We start from the raw sequence: 22,454 nt of genomic DNA, 5'->3' as shown, positions 1-22,454 counted from the left end.
CACTACGGCTGACGCACCCGCGCACCATGGCTGACGCGTACGCGCACCACGGCTGACGTACGCTCGCCCCATGGCCGACGGACAGCAGACCTCCCGGGACTCCTCGCCCTCGGCGCGGGCCGCGCGGGTCATCGAGCAGACGCTGAAGGACGCCGAGCTGGAGTGGGAGAGCCCGGAGCCCGGCTCGTACGTCGTCACCCTCCCCGGCACCCGCAAGCTCTCCACGACCTGCTCCCTGCGCGTCGGACGGCACGCGCTGTCCCTCAACGCCTTTGTGATCCGGCACCCCGACGAGAACGCGGTGGGCGTCCACCGCTGGCTGCTTGAGCGCAACCTCAAGCTGTACGGGGTGAGTTACGCGGTCGACGGGCTGGGGGACATCTATCTGACGGGCAAACTCCCGCTGGCCGCCGTCACCGAGGACGAGATCGACCGGCTGCTCGGCTCGGTGCTCGAAGCGGCGGACGGTTCGTTCAACACCCTGCTGGAGCTGGGGTTCGCGAGTGCGATCCGCAAGGAGTACGCGTGGCGGGTGTCCCGGGGGGAGTCGACCCGGAACCTGGACGCGTTCGCCCATCTGACCCAGGGCCCGTCCGGCGTGTCCGGCCCGTCCGGCGTGTCCGGCCCGTCCGGCGTGTCCGGCCCGTCCGGCCCGTCCGGTTCTCCCCGTACCTCGGCCTGACCCGGCCCACCCGTCCGTCCGGCCCGAAATCCCGCTGAACGACTCGGTGTTCGACATCTTCCCGGGCGCCCACGGCCATGGCATGCTCACTCCCAGACGCACACCTGAACATCGTTCACATATATGGAGGCGAGATCATGTCGATGGAGCCCCGAAGCCAACGCGCCATTGGCCGACGGACGGTGCTCGGCACCGCGATCGCCGTCGCCGCCGCGGCCGGAGCGATGACCACCGGACTTCCGCGTCCCGCCGCCGCCAGTGAGCGCAGGCCGCCGAAGACGTCCGCGCTCTGGCGTGAATTCGCCGCCTCGCCGTACACCCACCCGCAGATCCCGTACGTAGGACGCGCGGGCCGGTGTGCCGGTGCGCGCGGCCTTCCCCGGTACCCGGTCGTGGCCGATGTCCGCGCGTACGGCGCCAAGGGCGACGGCTCCGTGGACGACGCCCCCGCCATCAACCGTGCCCTCGCCGCTGCCGCGGAGCGTGGCGGGGGCACGGTCTCCATCCCGCCCGGCACCTACCGGATCGACGACGTGATCCGGATCGCGCACAGCGGCGTCGTCCTGCGCGGCGCGGGCAGCGACCGTACGAAGCTGTACGCGACCCGGAGTCTGACCGAGGTGATCGGCCCCTACGGCAGCCGTTACGGCGGCGACAAATCCAGCTGGTCCTGGTCCGGTGGGCTCATCTGGCTCTGCCCGCAGGAGCGTTGGGACTCGCTCACCACCGCCATCAAGGCGAGCGACTGGCCCTTCGAGGGCTGGACGGGCAACGAGCGCGACGAGTGGAGCACCCTCACCGCCCTCGCCCGGGGCGCCCGGGGCGACCGGTCCGTGACCGTCCGGGACGCCTCGAAGCTCAGGCGCGGACAGTTCGTCCTGCTCCGGCTCTCCGACGACGCGGACCACAGCCTCCTGAAGCACATGGCGGGCGACGGCCCCGGCACCGAGGCGTACGACTGGGCCGCCATGACCAAGCTGACCTCGTACACACCGTACGAGTGGCCGGTGCGCATCACCGCCGTACGCGGTCGCGAAGTCACCCTGGAACGTCCGCTTCCGCTGGATGTACGCCCGGAGTGGGACCCGAAGTTCACCACCTCGGTCACCCCGCTGACCGGATCCGGTGTCGAGGCGCTGACCCTGGAGGCCGTCGAGACCCCGCAGTCCCCGCACCTCCTCGACAAGGGCTACAACGGGGTCGCCTTCCAGTGCGCGTACGACTGCTGGGCCGAGGATGTCGTCGTACGCCATGCCGACAACGGCTTCGGCCTGATCGGCGCCTCCGCCTGCACCCTGCGCCATACCCGGGTCGGTGGCCGCGGCTCGCACCACCCGTACTACTGCCGCGAGGGCTCGCACGACAATCTGATCGAGGACTTCGTGATCGAGCGGCGTACGGTCCCGGCACCGGCGGGCACACAACTGCACGGCATCAACGTCGAGGGGCTGTCCAGCTACAACGTCTGGTCGCGCGGGCGGATGGAGATGGGCACGTTCGACACGCACCGGGGGATGCCCTTCGCCAACGTACGGACCGAGATCACGGTCAGCAACGACGGCCGGCACGGCGGCGACGCGATCGCGGGGCCGCTGTACGGGGCGCGGTTCGCGCACTGGAACATCACCGTCACCAACCAGCGCGCGGGGCTGATCAAGATCGACGAGATCGCCCCGTACAGCGTGACGGCAGGCATCAGTGAGGTGCGGGAGTTCGACCAGATCGATGTGCCGGACTTCCAGGGCGAGTTGCACACACGGCTGGAGGCCTACGGCAGTCCCGGGGACCTCAGGCCGCGCAATCTGTACGAGGCACAGCGCGAGCTGCGCTGACGCCGTCCTCGCAGCGCGAGCCGCGCTGACGCCGTCCTCCTCCCTGTTCGGCCCTCGCGCGGTCGCCGGACGGCTCTCACCGACCCAGGATCGTATCGACAGCACAGTGGGCCGACGTGCGCGTGGGACGGGTTCGATGGACGGCGACGGAGACCGCGGGGGAGCCGAGGCCCGCGAAGAGAGGGCCCGGCTGGATCGACGGCGCTTCCTCGGGGCCGCCGCGGCGGGCGCCGCCGGTCTGGCGCTGGGCGCGGCGGCGGGCTGCGACTCCCCCGGCGAAGAGAGCGAGCCGCCGGGCCCGGACCGGAGCGCCGGCGGCAGGGACCGGCCGGCCGCCGACGCGGCGGAGCGGGCGCGGCCGGGCAGCCCCGACTGGCGTATCCGCTCGGTGGGCCCGCCCGAGGCGGTCGAGGGCTATACCGACAGGGTGAGCGTCCTGCCGGGCGAGGAGTTCGGGCTGTATGTCTCGACCACCGCGCCCGGCTTCCGCGTCTCCGCGTACCGGATCGGCTGGTACGGCGGGGCGCGGGCGCGGCTGGTGTGGCGCTCCGGCCGGATCGCGGGCCACGCGCAGCGCCGTCGCCCGCTGCTGATCGCCGAGACCCGTACCGTACGGGCGGACTGGGACCGTACCGCGCTGGTCCGCACCGACGGCTGGCCGGAGGGCGCGTATCTGCTCCGGCTGGACGCGGACAACGGACACCAGCGCTATGTCCCGCTGATCGTCCGCTCGGTGAGCGCGGCGGGCAGGACGGTGCTGATCCACGCCCCCGCGACCTGGCAGGCGTACAACCTATGGGGCGGCTCCAGCCTCTACCAGGGCGACGACGGCGCGTACGCGACACGTTCGTTCGCGGTCTCCTTCGACCGGCCGTACGACAGGAGCGGCGCGGAGAAGTTCCTCGTCTACGAGCGTGCCCTCGTGGTCCTCGCGGACCGGCTCGGCATTCCGCTCGCGTACACCACGGGGGTGGACGTCCACCTCGCCCCGTCCGTACTGCGCGACGCCACGGCGGCGGTCTCGCTCGGCCACGACGAGTACTGGACCCCGCAGCAGCGCCTGCATGTGACCCGGGCGCGCGACGCGGGGACCAATCTGGCCATCCTGGGCGCCAACACCTGCTTCCGCCGGATCCGGCTGGAGAGAGGGCCAACGGGCGCTGTCCGCACGGTGGTCTGCTACAAGACCGCCTACCGTGACGACCCCTACCTGGAGGCCCACCCCACGATGGCCACCACCGACTTCCGGGTGCCGCCCGCCGCCGACCCGGAATCCTCCCTGACCGGCGTTCTGTACGAGGGTTATCCGACCGACGCCCCCTATGTCGTCCACCAGGCCGGCCACTGGCTGTACGCGGGGACCGGGGTGAAGCGGGGCGAGTCCTTCGACCATCTGGTCGGGGTGGAGTACGACCGGGTCACCCCGGGGCAGCCGACCCCGGCGCGGCTGGAGATCGTCGCCCACTCCCCGCTCGTCTGCAAGGGGCGCGGCAGCCACGCGGACTCCGCGTACTACACCGTGCCGAGCGGCGCGGGGGTCTTCGCGTCCGGGACGATGCGGTGGGTCGAGGGGCTGATGGCGGGGACCGGGGAGAACGGCCGTAACCACGGGCTGGACGCGCGGACCGGGGCCTTCGTCACCCGCACGACCGAGAATGTGCTCCGCGCCTTCGCGAGGGGCCCGGCGGGGCGGACGATGCCGGAGCCGAGGGACAACGTACGGAGTGTGTACGGGGATACGGCGACGGCGTGAGGCGCGAAACGCGGGCGGCGCGGGCCGCCTACGCGCTCCCGGCGCCGGGAGCGGTCGCCTTCACGGGCGCCTCGGCCGGTGCCGACGGCGGATTCCCCTGCGCCCCCTCCCTCTCCTCTACTTCATCTGTCTCGTCTGTCTTGTCTTCCAGTTCGGACAAGCCCCGCATCAGCAGCCAGTACCCCGCGCCCGCCGCCGTCCCCAGGACCGCGCACGCGCCCCAGAGCCACGCCGCGCCGAAACGGTCGATCACGAGCCCCGACATCAGCGGGGCCACCAGCGCCGCCACCGACCAGGACATCGTGTACATGCCCTGATAGCGCCCCCGGCCATGGACCGGTGAGAGCCGTACCACCAGTCCCGTCTGGACGGGGGCGTTGACGATCTCGGCCAGCGTCCACACACAGACCGTCAGCGCGTAGACGGCGATCGACCCGGCGAACGCCGTCAGCCCGAACCCGTACCCCGCGAGCAGCGACGAGACGATCAGCAGCCGGCGCGGATCGCGGTGCTGGATGAAGCGGGTGACCGGGATCTGCATGACCACGATCAAGACGCCGTTGACCGCGATGGCGAAGCCGTAGTCGGCGCTGGTGAAGCCGTCCGCCCCCATCGCCACCGGCAGCCCGACATACCCCTGCTGGAAGATCAGCGACACGACGAAGGACAGCGTCACGACGCTCATGAAGCGGCCGTCCCGCAGGACCGTCCCCAACCCGATGTCCGCCCCGGCCGCCGCTGCGGTGCCGTCGCTCTTCCCGGTGGTGGCCTGCTTGGTGCGCGCCGGAGCCCCGCCCGTCCCCTGTTCCGGTCGGGACTCCGGCAGTTTGAGGAAGACCAGTACGGCGCAGACGAGCGTCATCGCGGCCTCGCCCAGGAACCCGGCGAGATAGCTGTACTGCGCGACGAACCCCGCGCCCGCCGACGAGATCGCGAAGCCCAGGTTGATCGCCCAGTAGTTCAGCGAGAACGCCCGCACCCGGTCCTCGGGCTTGACGATGTCCGCCATCATCGCCTGCACGGCGGGGCGCGACGCGTTGGAGGCCATGCCGACCAGGAACGCCACGGCCGCGATCGCGGCCGGGTCCCGCATGAAGCCGAGCAGCGCGACGGACGCGGCCGTGGACGACTGCGCGATCAGCAGCGTGGGCCGCCGGCCGAGCCGGTCGGTCATCACCCCGGCGACCAGCGACGAGATGACGCCGCCGAGCCCGTGCAGCGAGGCCACCAGACCCGCGTACGAGGCGGAGTAGCCCTGGTCCAGGGTGAGATAGAGCGCCATGAAGGTGGCGACGAAGGCGCCCAGTCGGTTGACCAGCGTGCTGGTCCACAGCCACCAGAACTCCCGCGGCAGCCCCGAGACGCTCTCCCTCACAGCGCGTCTCAGACCGGCGGCCGACGCGGCGGCCGACGAGGCGACGGACATGCGGAATCCCCCCGGAAACAGCGGTAGCGGCCGGACGGCCTGGTAAGTGGCCGAACGGCCAAGGGAAACTTACGTACCGCGGCTCAGAAACCGCCACTCAATTGACGGCAGACGTCAATCGAAGCCCGTGCGGTGGGTCCGAGTGGGTCCATTAGGCTTTGGCCCATGGCCGACGCACCGTACAAGCTGATCCTGCTCCGCCACGGCGAGAGCGAGTGGAACGCCAAGAACCTGTTCACCGGCTGGGTGGACGTCAACCTCACCGACAAGGGCGAGAAGGAAGCGGTCCGCGGCGGTGAGCTGCTCAAGGACGCCGGCCTGCTGCCCGACGTACTGCACACCTCCCTCCAGAAGCGCGCCATCCGTACCGCGCAGCTCGCGCTGGAGTCCGCGGACCGCCACTGGATCCCCGTCCAGCGCTCCTGGCGGCTGAACGAGCGCCACTACGGTGCGCTCCAGGGCAAGGACAAGGCCCAGACGCTCGCCGAGTTCGGCGAGGAGCAGTTCATGCTGTGGCGCCGCTCGTACGACACCCCGCCGCCGGCCCTGGAGGACGGCACGGAGTTCTCGCAGAGCGACGACCCGCGCTACGCCACGATCCCGAGCGAGCTGCGTCCGCGCACGGAGTGCCTGAAGGACGTCGTCGAGCGGATGCTGCCGTACTGGTACGACGCGATCGTCCCCGACCTGCTGACCGGCCGTACGGTCCTGATCGCCGCCCACGGCAACAGCCTGCGGGCCCTGGTCAAGCACCTGGACGGGATCTCGGACGCCGACATCGCGGGCCTGAACATCCCGACCGGCATCCCGCTCGTCTACGAACTGGACGCCGACTTCCACCCGGTCACGCCGGGCGGCACCTACCTGGACGCGGACGCGGCGGCCGCCGCGATCGAGGCCGTGAAGAACCAGGGCAAGAAGAAGTAGGGTTTGTGATCATACCCCTGACCTGCGCATACGGCGCAGGTCAGGGGTGTTTTCATGCCCTGGGCCCACGGTGGGCCCGCAGTGAACCGGATCTTGCGGCCGGAGCGCACGGCCGATGGCGTTCCGCGGGCTTCCGAGGTAAAGGCGCCTGCAAATCCGGTGATGACAGGATCCCGCTGAGTTACTCCTTCAGGCTGTCGTCATCGTCCTCCATTGGCGTGTCGGGAAACACCGCATGGTCGCCCCGTTACCGTCCGGGCGTCGACCACAAAGGACTGCCCGGCGGCTGGCGGGTAAGGGCTCCGTCAGCCGAGTAGCGGCGTAGCCCGATCGAGAGGATCTGGACCTTGAGTGATCTTTCCCGCCGCTACCTGCTCAGGGCGTCAGCGGCCGCCGGCGCCGGGGCGATTGTCATCCCGGGCCTTACGGCCGCAGGCGCGCCGGACATCGCGGCCGCGAGCACCTCGGGCCTTCTGGCCGCGAGCGACCCGACTAAACGGGCGTCGGGATGTCCGCCGGCGAAGCTGACCGGTCGCGTCGTCCGCCCCGATGACGCCTCGTACACGGATGATCGCATCGACTACGACCAGCTGTTCTCTCACTACCCGCTGGTCATCGTCTTCGCCCAGGAGACCCAGGACGTGGTGAACGCCCTCACCTGGGCGCGGCAGCACAACGTCGCACTGCGGGTACGCAGCGGCCGCCACGCACTGGAGGGCTGGTCGAACATCGACAACGGCATCGTGATCGACGTCAGCCAGCTCAAGTCGGTCCACATCGACACCGACGCTCGTATCGCGACGGTCGGCGCCGGCCTGACCCAGTTGGAAGCGGTGACGACGCTCGCCGAGCAGGACTTCGCGGTCACGACCGGAAGCGAGGGCAGCGTCGGCTTGGTCGGTGCGACGATCGGCGGCGGCCTTGGCCCCCTCAACCGCTGGCTCGGCATGGCCTGTGACAGCCTGATCGGGACCGAGGTCGTCGTCCCGTCGGGTCGCGACTGCGCCGAGGTGATCCATGCCGACCTGAAGGACCACTCAGACCTGCTCTGGGCGCTCCGTGGGGCGGGAAACGGCAACTTCGGAATCGTCACGCAACTCAAGTACAAGGTGCACCCGCTCAAGCGCATCACCTATGTGCAGGCGACCTGGGACGGCCTTACGGACCTGCATGGGATCTTCGACGCATGGCAGCATACGGTGCCGTTCGCCGACAACCGCCTCGGATCCGAAGTCGAGATCCACAAGTCCCAGATCCTGCTGTTCGCGTGGCTCGCGGAGGGCACGGAGGCAGAGGCCAGAGAGATGCTGGCCCCGATCCTGTCGATCGGCACGCCCAATGTGGAGGTGCAGGTCGGTAACTGGGGCCCCATCTATGCCGGAGCCCAGGTCCCGCGCTCGCAGGAGCCCGCCAACGTGAAGTTCTTCTCACAGTTCGCCAAGAAGCTGTTCCCGGAGAAGGCGATCGACGTCATCGGCCACTTCATGCGAAACGCTCCCACGGAGGAGAGCAACTACTTCGTCGATGCCTTCGGCGGGGCGATCAAGAAGGAGCCCCGCGGCGGCACCGCGTTCGTGCACCGCGACGCGATCTTCTACGCCGAGATCGGCGCAGCCTGGGGGACTCCTTCAACGACACCAGGCGTCTGCGACCCGCTCACCTCGACGTGCCAGGCCTGGACCGCCGAATTCAGCCAGGCGATGCGCAGCTTCGTGGACGGCGCCTACGTCAACGTGCCGAATGTCGGCATGCAGGAGTGGGAGACCGCCTACTGGGGGAGACGCCACTTCGAGCGGCTGCGCGAGATCAAGGCGAAGTACGACCCCTGCAACGTCTTCCAGTACGAGCAGAGCATCCCGCCCGCGTCACGCTGATCGACGGTTCGCCGTCGGGGCCCCGCCCCGGTCGGGCTCGGCCTTTCACACAGAAGGGACCGACGCAGTCGAAGGGGTGTCGTCAGCCTCGATCTTGCATGAGGGATCGTCAGCTTGCTGACGATCCCTTTGCTCGTTCAGAGTGAAGATTTCCGCTTGCGGGCAGGGCTGATGGTCCGGCTGTCCCGCGCACCGCGCGGCCACCGCGTGAAAGGGCCCCGTCCGCGACGTATCGCCGGACGGGGCCCTTCGGTCTAACCGCACCCGCCGCCGCACTGGCACGAGCCGCCCGACTGGCAGCCGCAGCCGCAGCCCGAGCCGCAGCCGCATGCGCCGAGCAGGGGGAGACGGGTCACTGAGGCAGGGGCCGCGGGGGCTTCCTGCTGGGGGACGTGGGTAGGGGAATCGGCCATGGGATCCTCCTCGAAGGCGCGCCTGGTTGGCGCCTGACCCCATTGCATGCCCAGGGGGGCGGGCGCATCAACGGCGCATGCGCGCAGGCGCCGCCGCGCGCTCCTTCACGCCCGTACCCGCTCCTGCACGCCTCGTACCCGCTACGCCCCTTCGACCGGTGTGTCCACTGGCTGGATCTCGTCCGCGTGCTCGCCCGTCACCAGGAAGACGACGCGCTTGGCGACCGCCACCGCGTGGTCCGCGAAGCGCTCGTAGTAGCGGCCGAGCAGCGTCACGTCGACCGCCGTCTCGATGCCGTGCTTCCAGCGGTCGTCCATCAGGTGCTGGAAGAGCGTGCGGTGCAGCAGGTCCATCTCATCGTCGTCCTGCTCCAGCTGGAGCGCGAGCTCGACGTCCTTGGTGATGATCACCTCGGCGGCCTTCGCCATCAGGCGCTGCGCCAGCTGACCCATCTCCAGGATCGTCGCGTGCAGATCGTGCGGCACGGGCGAGACCGGGAAGCGGAGCCTGGCCAGCTTGGCGACATGCTGCGCCAGGTCGCCGGAGCGCTCCAGGTCGGCGCTCATCCGCAGCGAGGTGACCACGATCCGCAGATCGGTCGCGACCGGCTGCTGGCGTGCCAGCAGCGCGATGGCCCTGGCCTCCAGGTCGTGCTGGAGGTCGTCGACCCGCTGATCGGCGGCGATCACGCTCTCGGCGAGCTTGAGATCCGCGTCCAGCATGGCTGTGGTGGCCCGCCCGATGGCGGAACCGACCAGCCGGGCCATTTCGACCAGGTCCTCGCCTATCGAGTCCAGTTCCTCGTGGTACGCGTCCCGCATGGGGTTGTCCCTCTCTTCACGTTCCTGCCCGGGGCCTGGGGGCCGGGGGCTGTGCCCCCACGCTCCCACGGTCCGGCCGCTACGCGTCAGGCTCCTCCATCCCAAATGAACCAATACTTTCCCCTTGGTGAACTCTGGGCGACGAGTGTCGGAGGAGACACTCCGATGGCTGGGAGAGTGTCCATGCCCGCGCATAACCTGGGGTACATGGACGTGAACGCGGCGGTCGCCGCATTGGCAGCGATCGCCGGGGTGTGCACCGGCGTGATCGCCATGCTGGCGTTTCGCTGGAGCGAACGCGACCAGGCCAGGCCCACACGTACCTCCCTGCACACGGATGCCGTACTGCCCCCGGGCGTCGACACCGTACTGTCCGTGCTCCGCTCCTCCGCGGTCGTGCTCGACGAGAGCGACTCCGTGGTCAAGGCCAGCTCAGCGGCGTATGCGCTGGGCCTGGTCAGGGGCGGCAAACTCGCTGTCGAACCGATGCTGCACATGGCGCGCGACACCCGGCGCGACGGCGAGATAAGACAGGTGGAGCTGGATCTCCCCCGGCGCGGTACGGGCCGGGGAGAGGCCCTGGCGGTCTCCGCCCGGGTGGCTCCGCTCGGCTCCCGCCTCGTCCTGCTTCTGGTCGAGGACCTCACAGAAGCCCGCCGCATCGAAGCGGTACGGCGCGACTTCGTGGCGAATGTCAGCCACGAACTCAAGACCCCCACCGGCGCGCTCTCCCTGCTCTCCGAGGCCGTGATGGACGCCTCGGACGACCCCGAGGCGGTCACCCGCTTCGCCGGCCGCATGCAGATCGAGGCGACCCGGCTCACCAATCTCGTACAGGAACTCATCGACCTCTCACGGGTGCAGAACGACGACCCGCTGGAGGACTCCGAGTCCGTACGGGTGGACGAACTGGTCGCCGAGGCCATCGACAGGTCCCGGCAGCCCGCGTCCACCAAGCAGATCACCATGGCCTCGGGCGGAACGGCCGATCTGCATGTCTGGGGCAACCGCGGCCAGCTCGCCGCCGCTCTCGGCAATCTCGTCGAGAACGCCGTCAACTACTCCCCGGCCCGCACGCGCGTCGGTATCGCCGCGCACCGCGTCTCCGCCACCGGCGGGGACCTGATCGAGATAGCCGTGACCGACCAGGGCATAGGCATCTCCGAGAAGGACCGCGAGCGGATCTTCGAACGCTTCTACCGCGTGGACCCGGCCCGCTCCCGAGCCACCGGCGGTACGGGGCTCGGCCTCGCCATCGTCAAGCACGTGGCCGCCTCGCACGGCGGGGAGGTCACCGTATGGAGCTCAGAAGGCCAGGGCTCCACCTTCACCCTGAGGCTGCCCGAGGCGGGCGCCGGACGGGACCGAACACCCACCGGCCCGGACGAAGACGACCGGCCCTACGACACAGACCCCAGCATCGAGCTGGATACCCCGACCGTGATTCCTGCCCCGGAGGTCCTTCCGTGACCCGAGTGCTCGTCGTCGAGGATGAGGAATCCTTCAGCGACGCCCTTTCCTACATGCTCCGCAAGGAAGGCTTCGAGGTCGCGATCGCGACCACCGGGCCCGCGGGGCTCGACGAGTTCGAACGCAACGGCGCCGACCTCGTCCTGCTCGACCTCATGCTGCCCGGCCTGCCGGGTACCGAGGTCTGCCGCCAGCTGCGCGGCAAGTCCAATGTCCCGGTGATCATGGTGACCGCCAAGGACAGTGAGATCGACAAGGTCGTCGGCCTGGAGATAGGGGCGGACGACTATGTCACCAAGCCCTTCTCCTCGCGGGAACTGGTCGCCCGTATCCGCGCGGTCCTGCGCCGTCGCGGTGAGCCCGAAGAGGTGGCCCCGGCCGCCCTGGAGGCGGGTCCGGTCAGGATGGACGTGGACCGCCATGTCGTGACCGTCTCCGGCGGCAAGGTCGACCTTCCGCTGAAGGAGTTCGACCTGCTGGAGATGCTGCTCCGCAACGCGGGCCGGGTGCTGACCCGTATGCAGCTGATCGACCGGGTGTGGGGCGCGGACTATGTCGGCGACACCAAGACCCTGGACGTCCACGTCAAGCGGCTCCGCGCCAAGATCGAGCCCGACCCCGGTGCCCCGCGGTATCTGGTGACGGTCCGTGGCCTGGGCTACAAGTTCGAGCCGTAAACCGGCCCCGGCGACATCCGTCGACATCCGTTCCGGACGGAGTCCGGCGCGGATGCGACAAGGGCGAGCCGTGAACCGGCCCGGGTGGCCCTGACGTGTGGCTGTGGCGCCCTGCCCGGATCCCGGGCCGGGCGCCACAGCCATGTCTCAGCCCGTGGTCTCGTGCGAGGCGGACGCGGAGTCGGACGGCGTGCCCGACGTTGCCTCCGACTCGCCACCGGGCCGGCCGCTCTCAATCTCGGCGCCCCCGGCGGGGGTCCCCGACGTGCTGCTCGACGCGCTGCCCGACGGAGATCCGGACGGAGATCCCGACGGCGCCCCGGGCGGGGTCGGCAGCGTACTGGGGCCCACTTCCTTGAAGAAGCTGTTCGCGGGCCAGACGAAGGCACGCAGCGCCACGTCGCCGGTCTTGCTGAAGGTGAAGACGACCTGCTGCGCGTCGCCGTTCTTCGCGGCCTCGCGGCCGTTCTCGATCATGGCGGAGGCGTTGCCCGCGCCACCGAGCTGGACAGAACCCTGGGCCGGCACGGTGATCGGGCCCGAGCCCTTGGCCGGGGAGAGCTTCACCGTCGCGCCGGTGCCGGGCAGCTGCACCGAGTCGAGGGTCTGCGCGCTCCCGCCGTTGTTGAAGACCGTGCCGGTGACGACCGCCGGGCCTTCCGCGTTTGCCTCGGGCTGGGTGATCACCGTCGCGTTCTGGATGGTGATGACGTCGACGGAGGTGGCGGCGTTGTCCGGCCTGACGCCGAGGGTCTGCGCGTTGTTGCCGGCACCGCACGCGGAGAGCGTGGCGAGCGAGAACACGAGGGCGGTAGCGGCGAGGGCGCCGCGTCGAAGGCTGCGGCTCACGGCGGCGGCAACTCCTAGGACGTACGGACGGAGGGGCTGAGGACGAGCTGACCAACCTGGGATTCGGGCTAAACGAGCGTCAGCGCCCCTCAGATTACCGAGCCGTTGTGGCGGCCCCGCACCCGACCCGCCCCCGACGGGTTCCGGCCGGTCCCGACCGCTCCCGGCGCACCGGCTCGTCCTGCTGATCACACCCTGATCAGGCTGCTGATCACGCCTCTGATCACGCCTCTGATCACACCCCGGACCGGACATGTGATCGCGGTGTTTCGCACGCCGTTCACATAATGCGGGTGATCAATTTCTCCGGCCGCCACACATTCCTTACGAATACCGTGCCAGGGGCCATGGTGATCAAATTCAGAATCCCTCGTACTTCCGTTGTACTTCCGATGTACTTCCCCTCGTACGAGTGACCGACATCCGAACGGAGTACGGGGAGTCTGCCCCTTAGAATCCGACAAATCGGGACGTTCGGCCACTTCGGGAGGCGTTCCACGACGGGTGGCGCGCACGTTTCCGGGTGGTCGCGCAGCGGCTCCGACCTGCGAATACCCCCTTCCGGAAGCCGTTCGCAGCACGTTCCTGGCGCTGTTGTCAAGCCCCGAGATGCGCCCTGACCTGCGAAAACGCCATTCAGAAGATGCCATTCTCGTGTTACCCTGGATAGCCACGGAAGGGGTACCTGTCACATGACGTTCAAGGTTGGCGACACCGTGGTCTATCCCCATCACGGGGCCGCGCTGATCGAGGCCATCGAAACTCGCCAGATCAAAGGCGTGGACAAGACCTACTTGGTGCTCAAGGTCGCCCAGGGCGACTTGACGGTGCGTGTACCGGCGGACAATGCGGAGTTCGTCGGCGTGCGCGATGTGGTCGGTCAGGACGGGCTGGACCGGGTCTTCGAGGTGCTCAGGGCACCGTACGCAGAGGAACCGACGAACTGGTCCCGTCGCTACAAGGCAAATCTCGAAAAGCTCGCCTCCGGCGATGTCATCAAGGTCGCCGAAGTCGTGCGCGACCTGTGGCGCCGGGAACGTGAGCGCGGACTCTCCGCAGGTGAGAAGCGCATGCTCGCCAAGGCGCGGCAGATTCTTGTCAGCGAGCTGGCTCTCGCGGAGAACACGAATGAAGACAAGGCCGAGGCTCTGCTCGACGAGGTCCTCGCGTCCTGAATATCTTGACGCAGTGAAGCACTAGCCAGCACTGAGTGAAGCACTAGCACTGAATGCCGTGGTGCCCGCTGACCAGCTATGAGGAAAGGGCTGCGTCGCCGGGCGCTGCGGCATGCCCGTATACCCGCATCCCGTCCGACATTCCGTATACATCCCCCGTACACATTCACTTGTCGTGATGCTCGCGACACGCATGTGTCGTGTCGCGACGTGTCTGCCTCATGGCCGGCGCGGTACGTCTCGACCCGGTGTCACGGAAGGGTCCGGTCAAGGCGTCGCGCCCGGCACGCTGTGGCCATACCCATGTCGGCCGAGGAAACAAACCTGCCGGAGTGCAACCGATGTCAGAGGAAGCCAGGCCCCACCGCACCGCCGCGGTCATCCCCGCCGCAGGCCGGGGCGTACGGCTCGGTCCCGGCGCCCCCAAGGCGCTGCGCACCCTGGGCGGCACACCGATGCTGATCCACGCCGTCCGCGCGATGGCCGCGTCCCGTGCCGTCTCGCTCGTCGTCGTGGTCGCGCCGCCCGAGGGCGCCCCCGAGGTCAAGAACCTCCTCAACGAACACGCGCTGCCCGAGCGCACGGACTATCTCGTCGTACCCGGCGGTGAGACCCGCCAGGAATCGGTCAGGCTCGGCCTCGAAGCCCTCCCCGACGGCATCACCGCGGTCCTGGTCCATGACGCGGCCCGCCCGCTCGTGCCCGTCGACACCGTGGACTCCGTGATCGAGGCCGTACGCGACGGAGCACCGGCCGTCGTGCCCGCGCTGCCGCTCGCGGACACCGTCAAACAGGTCGAGCCCCGGGAGAAGGGCGAGCCCGAGCCGGTCGTCGCCACCCCCGAGCGCGCGCTGCTGCGCGCCGTACAGACCCCGCAGGGCTTCGACCGCGAGACGCTCCAGCGCGCCCATCGGAGCGAGACGGCGGTCGGTGAGGGCGCGACGGACTGCGCCGGTATGGTCGAGCGCCTCGGCGCGCCCGTGGTGGTCGTACCGGGACACGAGGAGGCGTTCAAGGTGACCCGGCCGCTGGATCTGGTGCTCGCCGAGGCGGTACTCGCCCGCAGGAGGGCCAACGATGGCTTCTGAGAACCGGCCGCCGGTGGCCGTGACGCTGCCCCAGGTCGGAATCGGCACCGACATCCACGCCTTCGAGGAGGGCCGCGAGCTGTGGTGCGCGGGCCTGCTCTGGGAGGGCGAGGGTCCCGGACTCGCCGGCCACTCCGACGCGGACGTCGTCGCGCACGCGGCCTGCAACGCGCTGTTCTCCGCCGCCGGCCTCGGGGATCTGGGGGCCCACTTCGGCACCGGCCGCCCCGAGTGGTCGGGCGCGTCCGGGATCACCCTCCTCACGGAGGCCGCCAGGATCGTCCGCGCCGGGGGCTTCACGATCGGCAATGTCGCCGTACAGGTCGTGGGGGTGCGGCCGAAGATCGGCAAGCGGCGGGAAGAGGCACAGAAGGTCCTCTCCGCGGCGGTCGGCGCGCCGGTCGCGATCTCCGCCGCCACCTCCGACGGGCTCGGCTTCACGGGCCGGGGCGAGGGGCTGGCCGCGATCGCCACGGCGCTGGTGGTACGGAACGGCTGACCGGCCGACGGCCGCCCGGCCCCCCACGGCTGACGTTCGCGACCGACGAGCGACGATCAGCGAAGGACGCCCGCCGACCGACCGGCCCGAAATACCGGTTGGCGGGCGTGCGCCGGGGGAGCATCGACGAGTACGCGAACCGGAGTTCGTCCCTCCCGGTTCACCCCCCCCGTGTGCCAGGCATCAGGAAGGCAGTCATGTCAGCCGAACTCTCCGAAGACCTCAAGCGACTCCTCGACGGGCCGATCTTCGTCAACATCGCCACCATCCAGCCCGACGGCAGCCCGCAGGTGTCGCCGGTCTGGGTGAAGCGCGACGGGAACGACCTGCTCATCTCGACGACCATCGGCCGCCGCAAGGAGCAGAACCTGCGCCGTGACCCCCGGGTGACCGTCGTCGCACAGCCCGCCGAAGCCCCGTACACCTACGCGGAGATCCGCGGCACCGCGCACCTCAGCACCGAGGGCGGCCAGGAACTGATCAACGAGCTGTCGCTCAAGTACACCGGCAAGCCGTACGCCGAGTTCAACCCGGCGGCCGCCGACGACGACGAGCGCGTCGTCGTCCGTATCACCCCGCGCAAGATCGTCGGCCGCGTCTGACCTCGGCCGGCCGGGGAATCAATTGTCACGCTTCGGTGTCCCCGCGGCCCAAAGGGTCGCGGGGCACTACCCCGGGCGCACTACCCTTGTCGCGTGACTATTCGGCTGTACGACACCGGTGCCCGGCAGATCCGTGACTTCACCCCGCTCACGCCGGGCTGTGTCTCGATCTACCTGTGTGGCGCCACCGTGCAGGCCGCGCCCCACATCGGGCACATCAGGTCGGGACTGAACTTCGACATCATGCGCCGCTGGTTCGAGTACCGCGGCTACGACGTGACGTTCATCCGCAACGTCACGGACATCGACGACAAGATCATCACCAAGTCGGCCGCCCAGGGCCGGCCGTGGTGGGCGATCGGCTATGAGAACGAGCGCGCCTTCAACGCCGGGTACGACGTCCTCGGCTGCCTGCCCCCCACCTACGAACCGCGCGCCACCGGCCACATCACCGAGATGATCGAGATGATGCGCGGCCTGATCGAGCGCGGTCACGCGTACGAGGCCGACGGCAACGTCTACTTCGACGTCCGCTCCTTCCCCGGCTATCTGGAACTGTCCAACCAGGACCTGGACGATCTGCGCCAGCCCTCGGGCGAGGGCGAGACCGGCAAGCGCGACCAGCGGGATTTCGCCATGTGGAAGGCCGCCAAGCCGGGCGAGCCGTCCTGGGAGACCCCCTGGGGACGAGGCAGGCCCGGCTGGCACCTGGAGTGCTCGGCCATGGCCCACAAGTACCTGGGCACCGTCTTCGACATCCACGGCGGCGGCATCGACCTGATCTTCCCGCACCACGAGAACGAGATCGCGCAGGCCAAGGCGTACGGCGACGAGTTCGCCAAGTACTGGGTGCACAACGCCTGGGTCACCATGAGCGGCGAGAAGATGTCCAAGTCGCTCGGCAACTCGGTGCTGGTCTCCGAGATGGTCAAGCACTGGCGCCCGATCGTGCTGCGCTACTACCTCGGCACCCCGCACTACCGCTCGATGATCGAGTACAGCGAGGAGGCCCTGCGTGAGGCCGAGTCCGCGTTCGCGCGGATCGAGGGCTTCGTCCAGCGGGTCGTGGAGAAGGCCGGGGGAGTGGTGGAGCCGGCCGACGAGGTGCCGCCCGCGTTCGCCGAGGCCATGGACGACGACCTCGGGGTGCCGCAGGCGCTGGCGATCGTCCACACCACCGTCCGCCAGGGCAACTCCGCGCTCGCCGCCGACGACAAGGAAGCGGCCGTCGCCCGGCTCGCCGAGGTACGGGCCATGCTCGGCGTCCTCGGCCTGGACCCCCTCGACCCGCACTGGGCCGGCGAGGCGGACCGCGGCGAAGATCTTCACGGCGTGGTGGACACGCTCGTACGGCTCGTACTGGAACAGCGCGAGGCGGCGCGCGGCCGCAAGGACTGGGCCTCCGCCGACGCCATCCGGGACCAGCTCCAGCAGACCGGACTCGTCATCGAGGACAGCCCGTCGGGCCCGCGCTGGACGCTCGGACCGCGCTGACCTGGGCATATGTGCCGCCCGGCTCTCCGGGCGGCACACTTGCGTACGCTGACGCGTAAAACGGGGCGTCGCGCACGCACGTCCGAAGCACCTCTGAAGCACCCACGAAGCACCGTGAAGCACTTCTGAAGCAACGAAACAGGTAGGTCATGGCCGGGAACAGCCAGCGCAGGAACCGCCGCACGTCCAACAAGAAGGGCGCGCAGGTCGGCAGCGGTGGCAAGCGACGCCGCGGACTGGAGGGCAAGGGCCCGACGCCGCCCGCGTCCGCGCGCAAGGGCCATGTCCAAAACCGCGTCGCCAACGCCAAGGCCAAGCAGACCGCGCGCCGCCAGGTCGCCCGTCGCGGCGGCAAGGGCACCAGCGAGATGGTCGTCGGCCGCAACCCCGTCTTCGAGGCGCTGCGCGACGGCGTGCCCGCCTCGACGCTCTACGTACAGCAGTTCATCGACAACGACGAGCGTGTCCGCGAGGCGCTCCAGCTCGCGGCCGACCGTGGCGGCATCCATCTGATGGAGGCCCCCAAGCCCGAGCTGGACCGGATGACGAACGGCCTGAACCACCAGGGCCTCGTCCTCCAGGTCCCGCCGTACGAGTACGCCCACCCCGACGACCTCGCCGCCGCGGCCTTCGACGACGGCGAGGACCCGTTGATCGTCGCGCTCGACGGGGTCACCGACCCGCGCAACCTCGGTGCGGTCGTCCGCTCCGTCTCCGCCTTCGGCGGGCACGGCGTCGTCGTACCGGAGCGCCGCGCCGCCGGGATGACGGCAGGTGCCTGGAAGTCGTCGGCCGGTACGGCGGCCCGCACACCGGTCGCCCGCTGCACCAACCTGACCCGCACGCTTGAGGCGTACAAGAAGGCGGGCCTGACCGTCGTCGGCCTCGCGGCGGACGGCGAGGCCGAGGTCGGTGACCTCGAAGCCCTCGGCGGTCCCGTCGTGATCGTCGTCGGCAGCGAGGGCAAGGGGCTGTCCCGGCTGGTCGGCGAGACCTGCGACTTCCGGCTCCGGATCCCGATGCCCGGCGGCGCCGAGTCGCTGAACGCCGGGGTCGCCGCGGGAGTGGTGCTCTACGAGGCGTCGCGCCGCCGGTCCTGACCGCGGCCCGCGCGACCACGAACGGGCCGCCGTAGTGATCTTGACGGGCCTCGGACATTTCCCGCGCGTCAAGGCAGTGTCCTAAACACAAGTCACTCGGTTAGATGAGTGTGGACACCAGAACGCCCCGGCCCGGGTTCGACGATCAGCCCCCGCTGAGCATGCTCAAAGTGGACTGCGACCCCGCGCAGGTCATCGTGAACCACGCCAGCTTCCGGGTGAAGCTCGCAACGCCCCAGCGCCCCGGCGGCGCCCGCGCCGCGGCAGCGGACACCACGCGCATCCCCGTCATCAGAGGCGGGGGCGGCGGTGGAGCGACGCGTCGCAGGGCGCCCGTCGTCTGGAGCGGAAAGTCCGAGCCGGGTGACCCCGGAGCCAGCGGGCTCCTCCAGGCCGTACGGAACTCCTCCGCCCTGCCCGCGCGCAGCGCGTACCGCGACGCGCCCGGTCTGCCAGAAGCACCCGGAAGGGGGTACGACGCGGGCGCCACCCAGGTCATCCCGCGGATCGATGCCGAAGGCGAGACGACGGTACCGACACCCGTCGTCGGCGGCCCCCGGGTGGGCGTACCGGCTCCGTCCGGTCCCCCCCGTACCACCGTCACGCCACTGCTGCCGCCCATGCGGCAGGCGGTCGGCGCGTACGACACGGCGCCCGACTCCGACGCGCGCCACGACTCCAGCCGCTACGACAGCCGCTACGACTCCGGCTACGACGCCGGATCAGGATACGAAGGGCCCGACGACGAGCCGTACGAGCTCGGCCCGGACCCCGACGAGCGGGACGGCTCCCCGCGGCACGGCACGGAGGGCGCGCGCGCCACCGACGCGGGCGTACGGCACGCGTACTACCCCGGCCGCCGGATGAACCTCGGCGTGGTGCTGCTCCCGCTCCGCGTCTTCCTCGGCTTCATCTCGATCTACGCCGGCATGGGCAAGCTCTGCGACCCCGTCTACTTCGACGGCGGCGAGCGCGGCTCGATGGTGAAGTGGCTCAACTCCCTGCATCCCTGGGCCCTCGCCGAGCCCCTGCGGGACTTCGCGCTCTCCCACCCCGTCGGCGCGGGCCTCAGCGTCGCCTTCCTCCAGATCGTGGTCGGCGTACTGACGGTCCTCGGCCTCTGGCAGCGGGTCGCCGCCTCCTTCGGGGCGCTGCTCTCGGCGGCGCTGCTGCTCACCGTCAGCTGGCGGACCGTCCCGGCGTACGACGCGCCCGACATCATCTATCTCGCCGCCTGGTCCCCGCTGATCATCGCGGGCGCCCCGGTCTACTCCGTGGACGGGCGGCTCGCGGGCGAGGCCTGGCGCAGGCTCGGGCCGCGCTCCGAGCTCTGGGACCTGCGGCGCCGGGTGCTGCGCCGGGGCACGGTCGTGGCGACCGTCGTCATCGGTCTCACACTGCTGGTCGGCTCGATCCTGGGCGGAGCCGTACGCTCCACCGAGATGGTGACCGTGCCAGGACCCAATGTGGACCCGGTCAACCAACTGCCGGGCGTCCCGCTGCCGCAGAGGCGCGGCGGGGGTACGAGCAGCGCGTCCGGTTCGCCCGACAGCGGGGGCGCCAAGGGCAGTGCGTCGTCCGAGCCGTCCGCGAGCCGTTCGGGCAGCCCCACCGCCCCACAGACCGCGCCCGGCAGTGAAGGACAGGTCCGCGAGAGCGGCGGCGCCTCGACGGGCACGGGACGGATCCAGCAGCCCCCCAGCCAGACGCAGGGCACGGTCCAGCAGGCCCCGCGGACCGCGGAGCAGGCCCCGCCGCCGTCCAGCAGCCAGGGACCGGCCTCCACGGGCGGTACGGGCGGCGACGGAAGCGGTGGAGGCAGCGGCAGCGGCAGCGGCAGCGGCGGCGACGGGGGATCCGGCACCGGGGGCTCGTCCTCGGGCGGCGGCAACCGCAACCCGATCGGCGGCCTGCTCGGCTGACGCCATGACCGTAAGGAGCACTGAACTGGACTGAGGGGCGGCCACCCGAGCGGGGTGGCCGCCCCTCAGTCGTCGCCCAGTCGCCCAGTCGCCCAGTCAGTGAGTCGTTCAGTCGCTGAGTCGCTGAGTCGCCGAGTCGCCGAGTCGTTCAGTCGCTCAGGAGGGCCGTCAGCGTCCTACGGGGGTGCCGGGGCTCCCGGGACCCCCGGGATGCCCCGGAAGGGGCCCGGCGCCCGCGACAGGGCCCGCGGGGCGCCCAGGGCCGCCGGACGCCAGCTCCTTGGCCGCCTCCGTGAGGTCCTTCGCGGTGTCGATGGCCCGCCAGTACGCCCCGTTCGGCAGCGGATAGCCCGCCAGCCGCCGCTGCCGCGCCAGCCGGGGGAAGGTGGTCCGCTCGTGGTCGCCGCGATCGGGCAGCAACTCGACGAAGCCCGTGGAGAACACGTACACCCCCGCGTTGATCAGATACGGCGACGGGGGCGACTCGATGAAGTCGAGGACATGACCGAACTCGTCCGTCTCGACGGCCCCCCACGGGATCCGCGGCCGGGCCAGGGCGAGCGTCGCCGTCGCGTCACGCTCGGTGTGGAACGCGGCCATCTCGCGCAGCGAGAAACGCGTCCAGATGTCGCCATTGGTGGCGTACCACGGCTGATCGGGGGCGGGCAGGCGCGCGGCGGCGTACTTGAGGCCGCCGCCGCGCCCCAGCGGCTCGGGCTCCACCACGGTGGTGACGCGCAGCGGCAGATCCGCCGAGTCCAGCCATTCCTGGAGGACTTCGGCGAGATGGCCGCACGAGATGACGACATCGGTCACGCCCTCGGCGGCGAGCCAGGAAAGCTGATGGCCGATGATCGGGGTCCCTGTCCCGGGGATCTCGACCATCGGCTTGGGCCGGTCATCGGTGTACGGGCGCAGCCGCGACCCCTGGCCGCCCGCGAGAACCACGGCCTGCGTCGGATACGTATGCATGCCGTGAACGATAGGCGGGCCGGACAGGGCGCCGGCGGTCAGTCCCCGCGGTCAGCGGACCGCGGGAGCTGCCCGCGGTCAGCTGCCCGCGGTCTGCTGGGAGACGCCGTACGCGAACGAGGTGTCGCACACGGGACGCGAGAAGGACTGCGCGCGCGTCGGGCCGTAGGAGGCCACGGCGGCGCGGCCGAGGGCCCGCGCGATCGACATGCAGTGCTTGGCGAGCGACGGGCGCTCCTCGACCTGCCGCTGAAGGTGCGTCAGGGCGATGCCCGGATCCTTCTCCTGAAGCTCCACGAGGAGTTGGTCGCGCAGAATGTCCTGGGGCGTACGGGACTTGGCCCGGACCGAGGCGGTGTCCGAAGAGGCGGTCAGGACCTGCGACTCGGAGGTGCTGGCCGCCCACGGGACGCGGGCGACCGCGAGGGTCCCGGAGAGCACCAGGACGACGGGCAGTACGAGAGCGAGAGTTCGGCCGATACGGCGGGCTGTGTGGGTCACGCAGGCGAGCGTAGCGGTCAGTAATGATTTGGCGACATTTAGTCACTCGTGTGAGGGATGGTTCGACCGGACTTTTCGAATGGGGTGTTGACGTGACCTGTCCGAAATGGCCGGTCTGCCGGGGTATTTGTCGACACATGCGCGCGGCCCCGCACCGGAGTGCGGGGCCGCGCGGACGAATTCGGAACGGGAGCTCTGCGGGCGCGTCAGCCGTACGTGCCGTACGTGCCGCGCGCACCCGTGAACACGCGGTCCTGGCCGTTCCTCCAGCCGCTCCGGACGTCCTAGACGAGTAAGTCCGAAGGCTTGGTTAGTGGTCGTAGGCGGTTAGCGAGCGTGTGATGGTTCGGCCGGTGTTGCGGTTGTGCCAGATCGC

General features: G+C 70.1%; 18 protein-coding genes and 1 pseudogene. 14 read left to right on the top strand and 5 right to left on the bottom strand.

All coding sequences use genetic code 11. The features are described 5' to 3' along the window. Positions 1 to 70 precede the first annotated feature (70 nt). The 3 genes and pseudogenes from ABTZ59_RS24490 to ABTZ59_RS24480 all read left to right on the top strand — a co-directional run. Positions 71 to 595 (top strand): annotated as a pseudogene (locus tag ABTZ59_RS24490) (type III secretion system chaperone family protein); the annotation flags it as partial. 224 nt (positions 596 to 819) lie between these two features. Further along, entirely contained in the window at positions 820 to 2,514 is a 1,695-nt protein-coding gene (locus tag ABTZ59_RS24485) for a glycosyl hydrolase family 28-related protein (RefSeq protein WP_351414752.1), read from the top strand. A 136-nt stretch (positions 2,515 to 2,650) separates the two neighbouring features. After that, positions 2,651 to 4,267: a N,N-dimethylformamidase beta subunit family domain-containing protein gene (locus ABTZ59_RS24480; RefSeq protein WP_351414747.1), complete on the top strand. Its 1,617-nt coding sequence runs from the start codon at positions 2,651 to 2,653 to the stop codon at positions 4,265 to 4,267. 28 nt (positions 4,268 to 4,295) lie between these two features. On the opposite strand, the gene ABTZ59_RS24475 is transcribed toward ABTZ59_RS24480, so the two are convergent. Then, positions 4,296 to 5,693: an MDR family MFS transporter gene (locus ABTZ59_RS24475; RefSeq protein WP_351414740.1), complete on the bottom strand. Its 1,398-nt coding sequence runs from the start codon at positions 5,691 to 5,693 to the stop codon at positions 4,296 to 4,298. Between the two features lie 165 nt (positions 5,694 to 5,858). Between ABTZ59_RS24475 and ABTZ59_RS24470 the strand changes: the two genes are divergently transcribed. Both ABTZ59_RS24470 and ABTZ59_RS24465 read left to right on the top strand, forming a co-directional pair. Next, positions 5,859 to 6,620, top strand: coding sequence for a phosphoglyceromutase (locus tag ABTZ59_RS24470; protein WP_351414732.1), 762 nt, complete (start codon positions 5,859 to 5,861; stop codon positions 6,618 to 6,620). Positions 6,621 to 6,967: 347 nt separating this feature from the next. Beyond that, positions 6,968 to 8,494 (top strand): FAD-binding oxidoreductase, encoded by a 1,527-nt coding sequence (locus tag ABTZ59_RS24465; protein WP_351414727.1) that lies wholly within the window; start codon positions 6,968 to 6,970, stop codon positions 8,492 to 8,494. 554 nt (positions 8,495 to 9,048) lie between these two features. Here ABTZ59_RS24465 and phoU read toward each other — a convergent pair. Next, a complete protein-coding gene (gene phoU, locus ABTZ59_RS24460) occupies positions 9,049 to 9,729 on the bottom strand; it encodes a phosphate signaling complex protein PhoU (protein ID WP_030353390.1) in 681 nt (226 codons plus the stop codon). A 207-nt stretch (positions 9,730 to 9,936) separates the two neighbouring features. Here phoU and phoR point away from each other — a divergent pair, with 207 nt between their 5' ends. Then, positions 9,937 to 11,199, top strand: coding sequence for a two-component system sensor histidine kinase PhoR (gene phoR, locus ABTZ59_RS24455; protein WP_351414718.1), 1,263 nt, complete (start codon positions 9,937 to 9,939; stop codon positions 11,197 to 11,199). Then, positions 11,196 to 11,876 carry a two-component system response regulator PhoP gene (gene phoP / locus ABTZ59_RS24450; RefSeq protein ID WP_189110519.1) on the top strand — a complete coding sequence of 227 codons (681 nt, stop codon included), beginning with the start codon at positions 11,196 to 11,198 and terminating at the stop codon, positions 11,874 to 11,876. The genes phoR and phoP overlap by 4 nt, the downstream gene beginning before the upstream one ends. 147 nt (positions 11,877 to 12,023) lie before the next feature. On the opposite strand, the gene ABTZ59_RS24445 is transcribed toward phoP, so the two are convergent. After that, positions 12,024 to 12,725 carry a copper chaperone PCu(A)C domain-containing protein gene (locus ABTZ59_RS24445; RefSeq protein ID WP_351414709.1) on the bottom strand — a complete coding sequence of 234 codons (702 nt, stop codon included), beginning with the start codon at positions 12,723 to 12,725 and terminating at the stop codon, positions 12,024 to 12,026. Positions 12,726 to 13,417: 692 nt separating this feature from the next. Between ABTZ59_RS24445 and ABTZ59_RS24440 the strand changes: the two genes are divergently transcribed. From ABTZ59_RS24440 to ABTZ59_RS24410, 7 genes are all read left to right on the top strand, one after another. Next, complete coding sequence (locus tag ABTZ59_RS24440) at positions 13,418 to 13,900, top strand: CarD family transcriptional regulator (protein ID WP_003953493.1); 483 nt, start codon at positions 13,418 to 13,420, stop codon at positions 13,898 to 13,900. Between the two features lie 341 nt (positions 13,901 to 14,241). Then, the gene (ispD, locus tag ABTZ59_RS24435) at positions 14,242 to 14,988 is read left to right on the top strand and encodes a 2-C-methyl-D-erythritol 4-phosphate cytidylyltransferase (protein ID WP_351414704.1); all 747 of its coding nucleotides are present in this window, start codon (positions 14,242 to 14,244) and stop codon (positions 14,986 to 14,988) included. Then, positions 14,978 to 15,487 (top strand): 2-C-methyl-D-erythritol 2,4-cyclodiphosphate synthase, encoded by a 510-nt coding sequence (gene ispF / locus ABTZ59_RS24430; RefSeq protein WP_351414701.1) that lies wholly within the window; start codon positions 14,978 to 14,980, stop codon positions 15,485 to 15,487. Before ispD ends, ispF begins: the two co-directional genes overlap by 11 nt. 197 nt (positions 15,488 to 15,684) lie before the next feature. Continuing rightward, on the top strand, positions 15,685 to 16,089 hold the full coding sequence (locus tag ABTZ59_RS24425; protein ID WP_351414690.1) for a PPOX class F420-dependent oxidoreductase: 405 nt from the start codon (positions 15,685 to 15,687) through the stop codon (positions 16,087 to 16,089). 93 nt (positions 16,090 to 16,182) lie between these two features. Further along, complete coding sequence (cysS, locus tag ABTZ59_RS24420; protein ID WP_351414687.1) at positions 16,183 to 17,583, top strand: cysteine--tRNA ligase; 1,401 nt, start codon at positions 16,183 to 16,185, stop codon at positions 17,581 to 17,583. 149 nt (positions 17,584 to 17,732) lie between these two features. Then, the gene (gene rlmB, locus ABTZ59_RS24415; RefSeq protein WP_351414681.1) at positions 17,733 to 18,683 is read left to right on the top strand and encodes a 23S rRNA (guanosine(2251)-2'-O)-methyltransferase RlmB; all 951 of its coding nucleotides are present in this window, start codon (positions 17,733 to 17,735) and stop codon (positions 18,681 to 18,683) included. 104 nt (positions 18,684 to 18,787) lie between these two features. Then, positions 18,788 to 20,605 carry a DoxX family membrane protein gene (locus ABTZ59_RS24410; protein WP_351414675.1) on the top strand — a complete coding sequence of 606 codons (1,818 nt, stop codon included), beginning with the start codon at positions 18,788 to 18,790 and terminating at the stop codon, positions 20,603 to 20,605. Between the two features lie 168 nt (positions 20,606 to 20,773). Here the strand turns inward: ABTZ59_RS24410 and ABTZ59_RS24405 are convergent, their stop codons facing one another. Next, positions 20,774 to 21,577, bottom strand: a complete 804-nt coding sequence (locus ABTZ59_RS24405) for a nucleotidyltransferase family protein (RefSeq protein ID WP_351414666.1) — start codon at positions 21,575 to 21,577, stop codon at positions 20,774 to 20,776. A 78-nt stretch (positions 21,578 to 21,655) separates the two neighbouring features. Further along, a complete protein-coding gene (locus tag ABTZ59_RS24400) occupies positions 21,656 to 22,078 on the bottom strand; it encodes a hypothetical protein (protein ID WP_249952197.1) in 423 nt (140 codons plus the stop codon). Positions 22,079 to 22,454 lie beyond the last annotated feature (376 nt).

It is taken from the genome of Streptomyces sp. NPDC094034 (assembly GCF_040303865.1).
Classification (GTDB): Bacteria; Actinomycetota; Actinomycetes; order Streptomycetales; family Streptomycetaceae; genus Streptomyces.
Note: the sequence above shows the minus strand (reverse complement) of the source record. Positions and strands in the feature narration are given on the sequence as shown.

Coding starts and splice junctions, on each gene's coding strand:
- ABTZ59_RS24485 (WP_351414752.1), top strand. CDS start 820: ATGTCGATGGAGCCCCGAAGCCAACGCGCCATTGGCCGACGGACGGTG.
- ABTZ59_RS24480 (WP_351414747.1), top strand. CDS start 2,651: ATGGACGGCGACGGAGACCGCGGGGGAGCCGAGGCCCGCGAAGAGAGG.
- ABTZ59_RS24475 (WP_351414740.1), bottom strand. CDS start 5,693: ATGTCCGTCGCCTCGTCGGCCGCCGCGTCGGCCGCCGGTCTGAGACGC.
- ABTZ59_RS24470 (WP_351414732.1), top strand. CDS start 5,859: ATGGCCGACGCACCGTACAAGCTGATCCTGCTCCGCCACGGCGAGAGC.
- phoU (WP_030353390.1), bottom strand. CDS start 9,729: ATGCGGGACGCGTACCACGAGGAACTGGACTCGATAGGCGAGGACCTG.
- phoR (WP_351414718.1), top strand. CDS start 9,937: ATGGACGTGAACGCGGCGGTCGCCGCATTGGCAGCGATCGCCGGGGTG.
- ABTZ59_RS24440 (WP_003953493.1), top strand. CDS start 13,418: ATGACGTTCAAGGTTGGCGACACCGTGGTCTATCCCCATCACGGGGCC.
- ispD (WP_351414704.1), top strand. CDS start 14,242: ATGTCAGAGGAAGCCAGGCCCCACCGCACCGCCGCGGTCATCCCCGCC.
- ispF (WP_351414701.1), top strand. CDS start 14,978: ATGGCTTCTGAGAACCGGCCGCCGGTGGCCGTGACGCTGCCCCAGGTC.
- ABTZ59_RS24425 (WP_351414690.1), top strand. CDS start 15,685: ATGTCAGCCGAACTCTCCGAAGACCTCAAGCGACTCCTCGACGGGCCG.
- rlmB (WP_351414681.1), top strand. CDS start 17,733: ATGGCCGGGAACAGCCAGCGCAGGAACCGCCGCACGTCCAACAAGAAG.
- ABTZ59_RS24410 (WP_351414675.1), top strand. CDS start 18,788: ATGAGTGTGGACACCAGAACGCCCCGGCCCGGGTTCGACGATCAGCCC.
- ABTZ59_RS24405 (WP_351414666.1), bottom strand. CDS start 21,577: ATGCATACGTATCCGACGCAGGCCGTGGTTCTCGCGGGCGGCCAGGGG.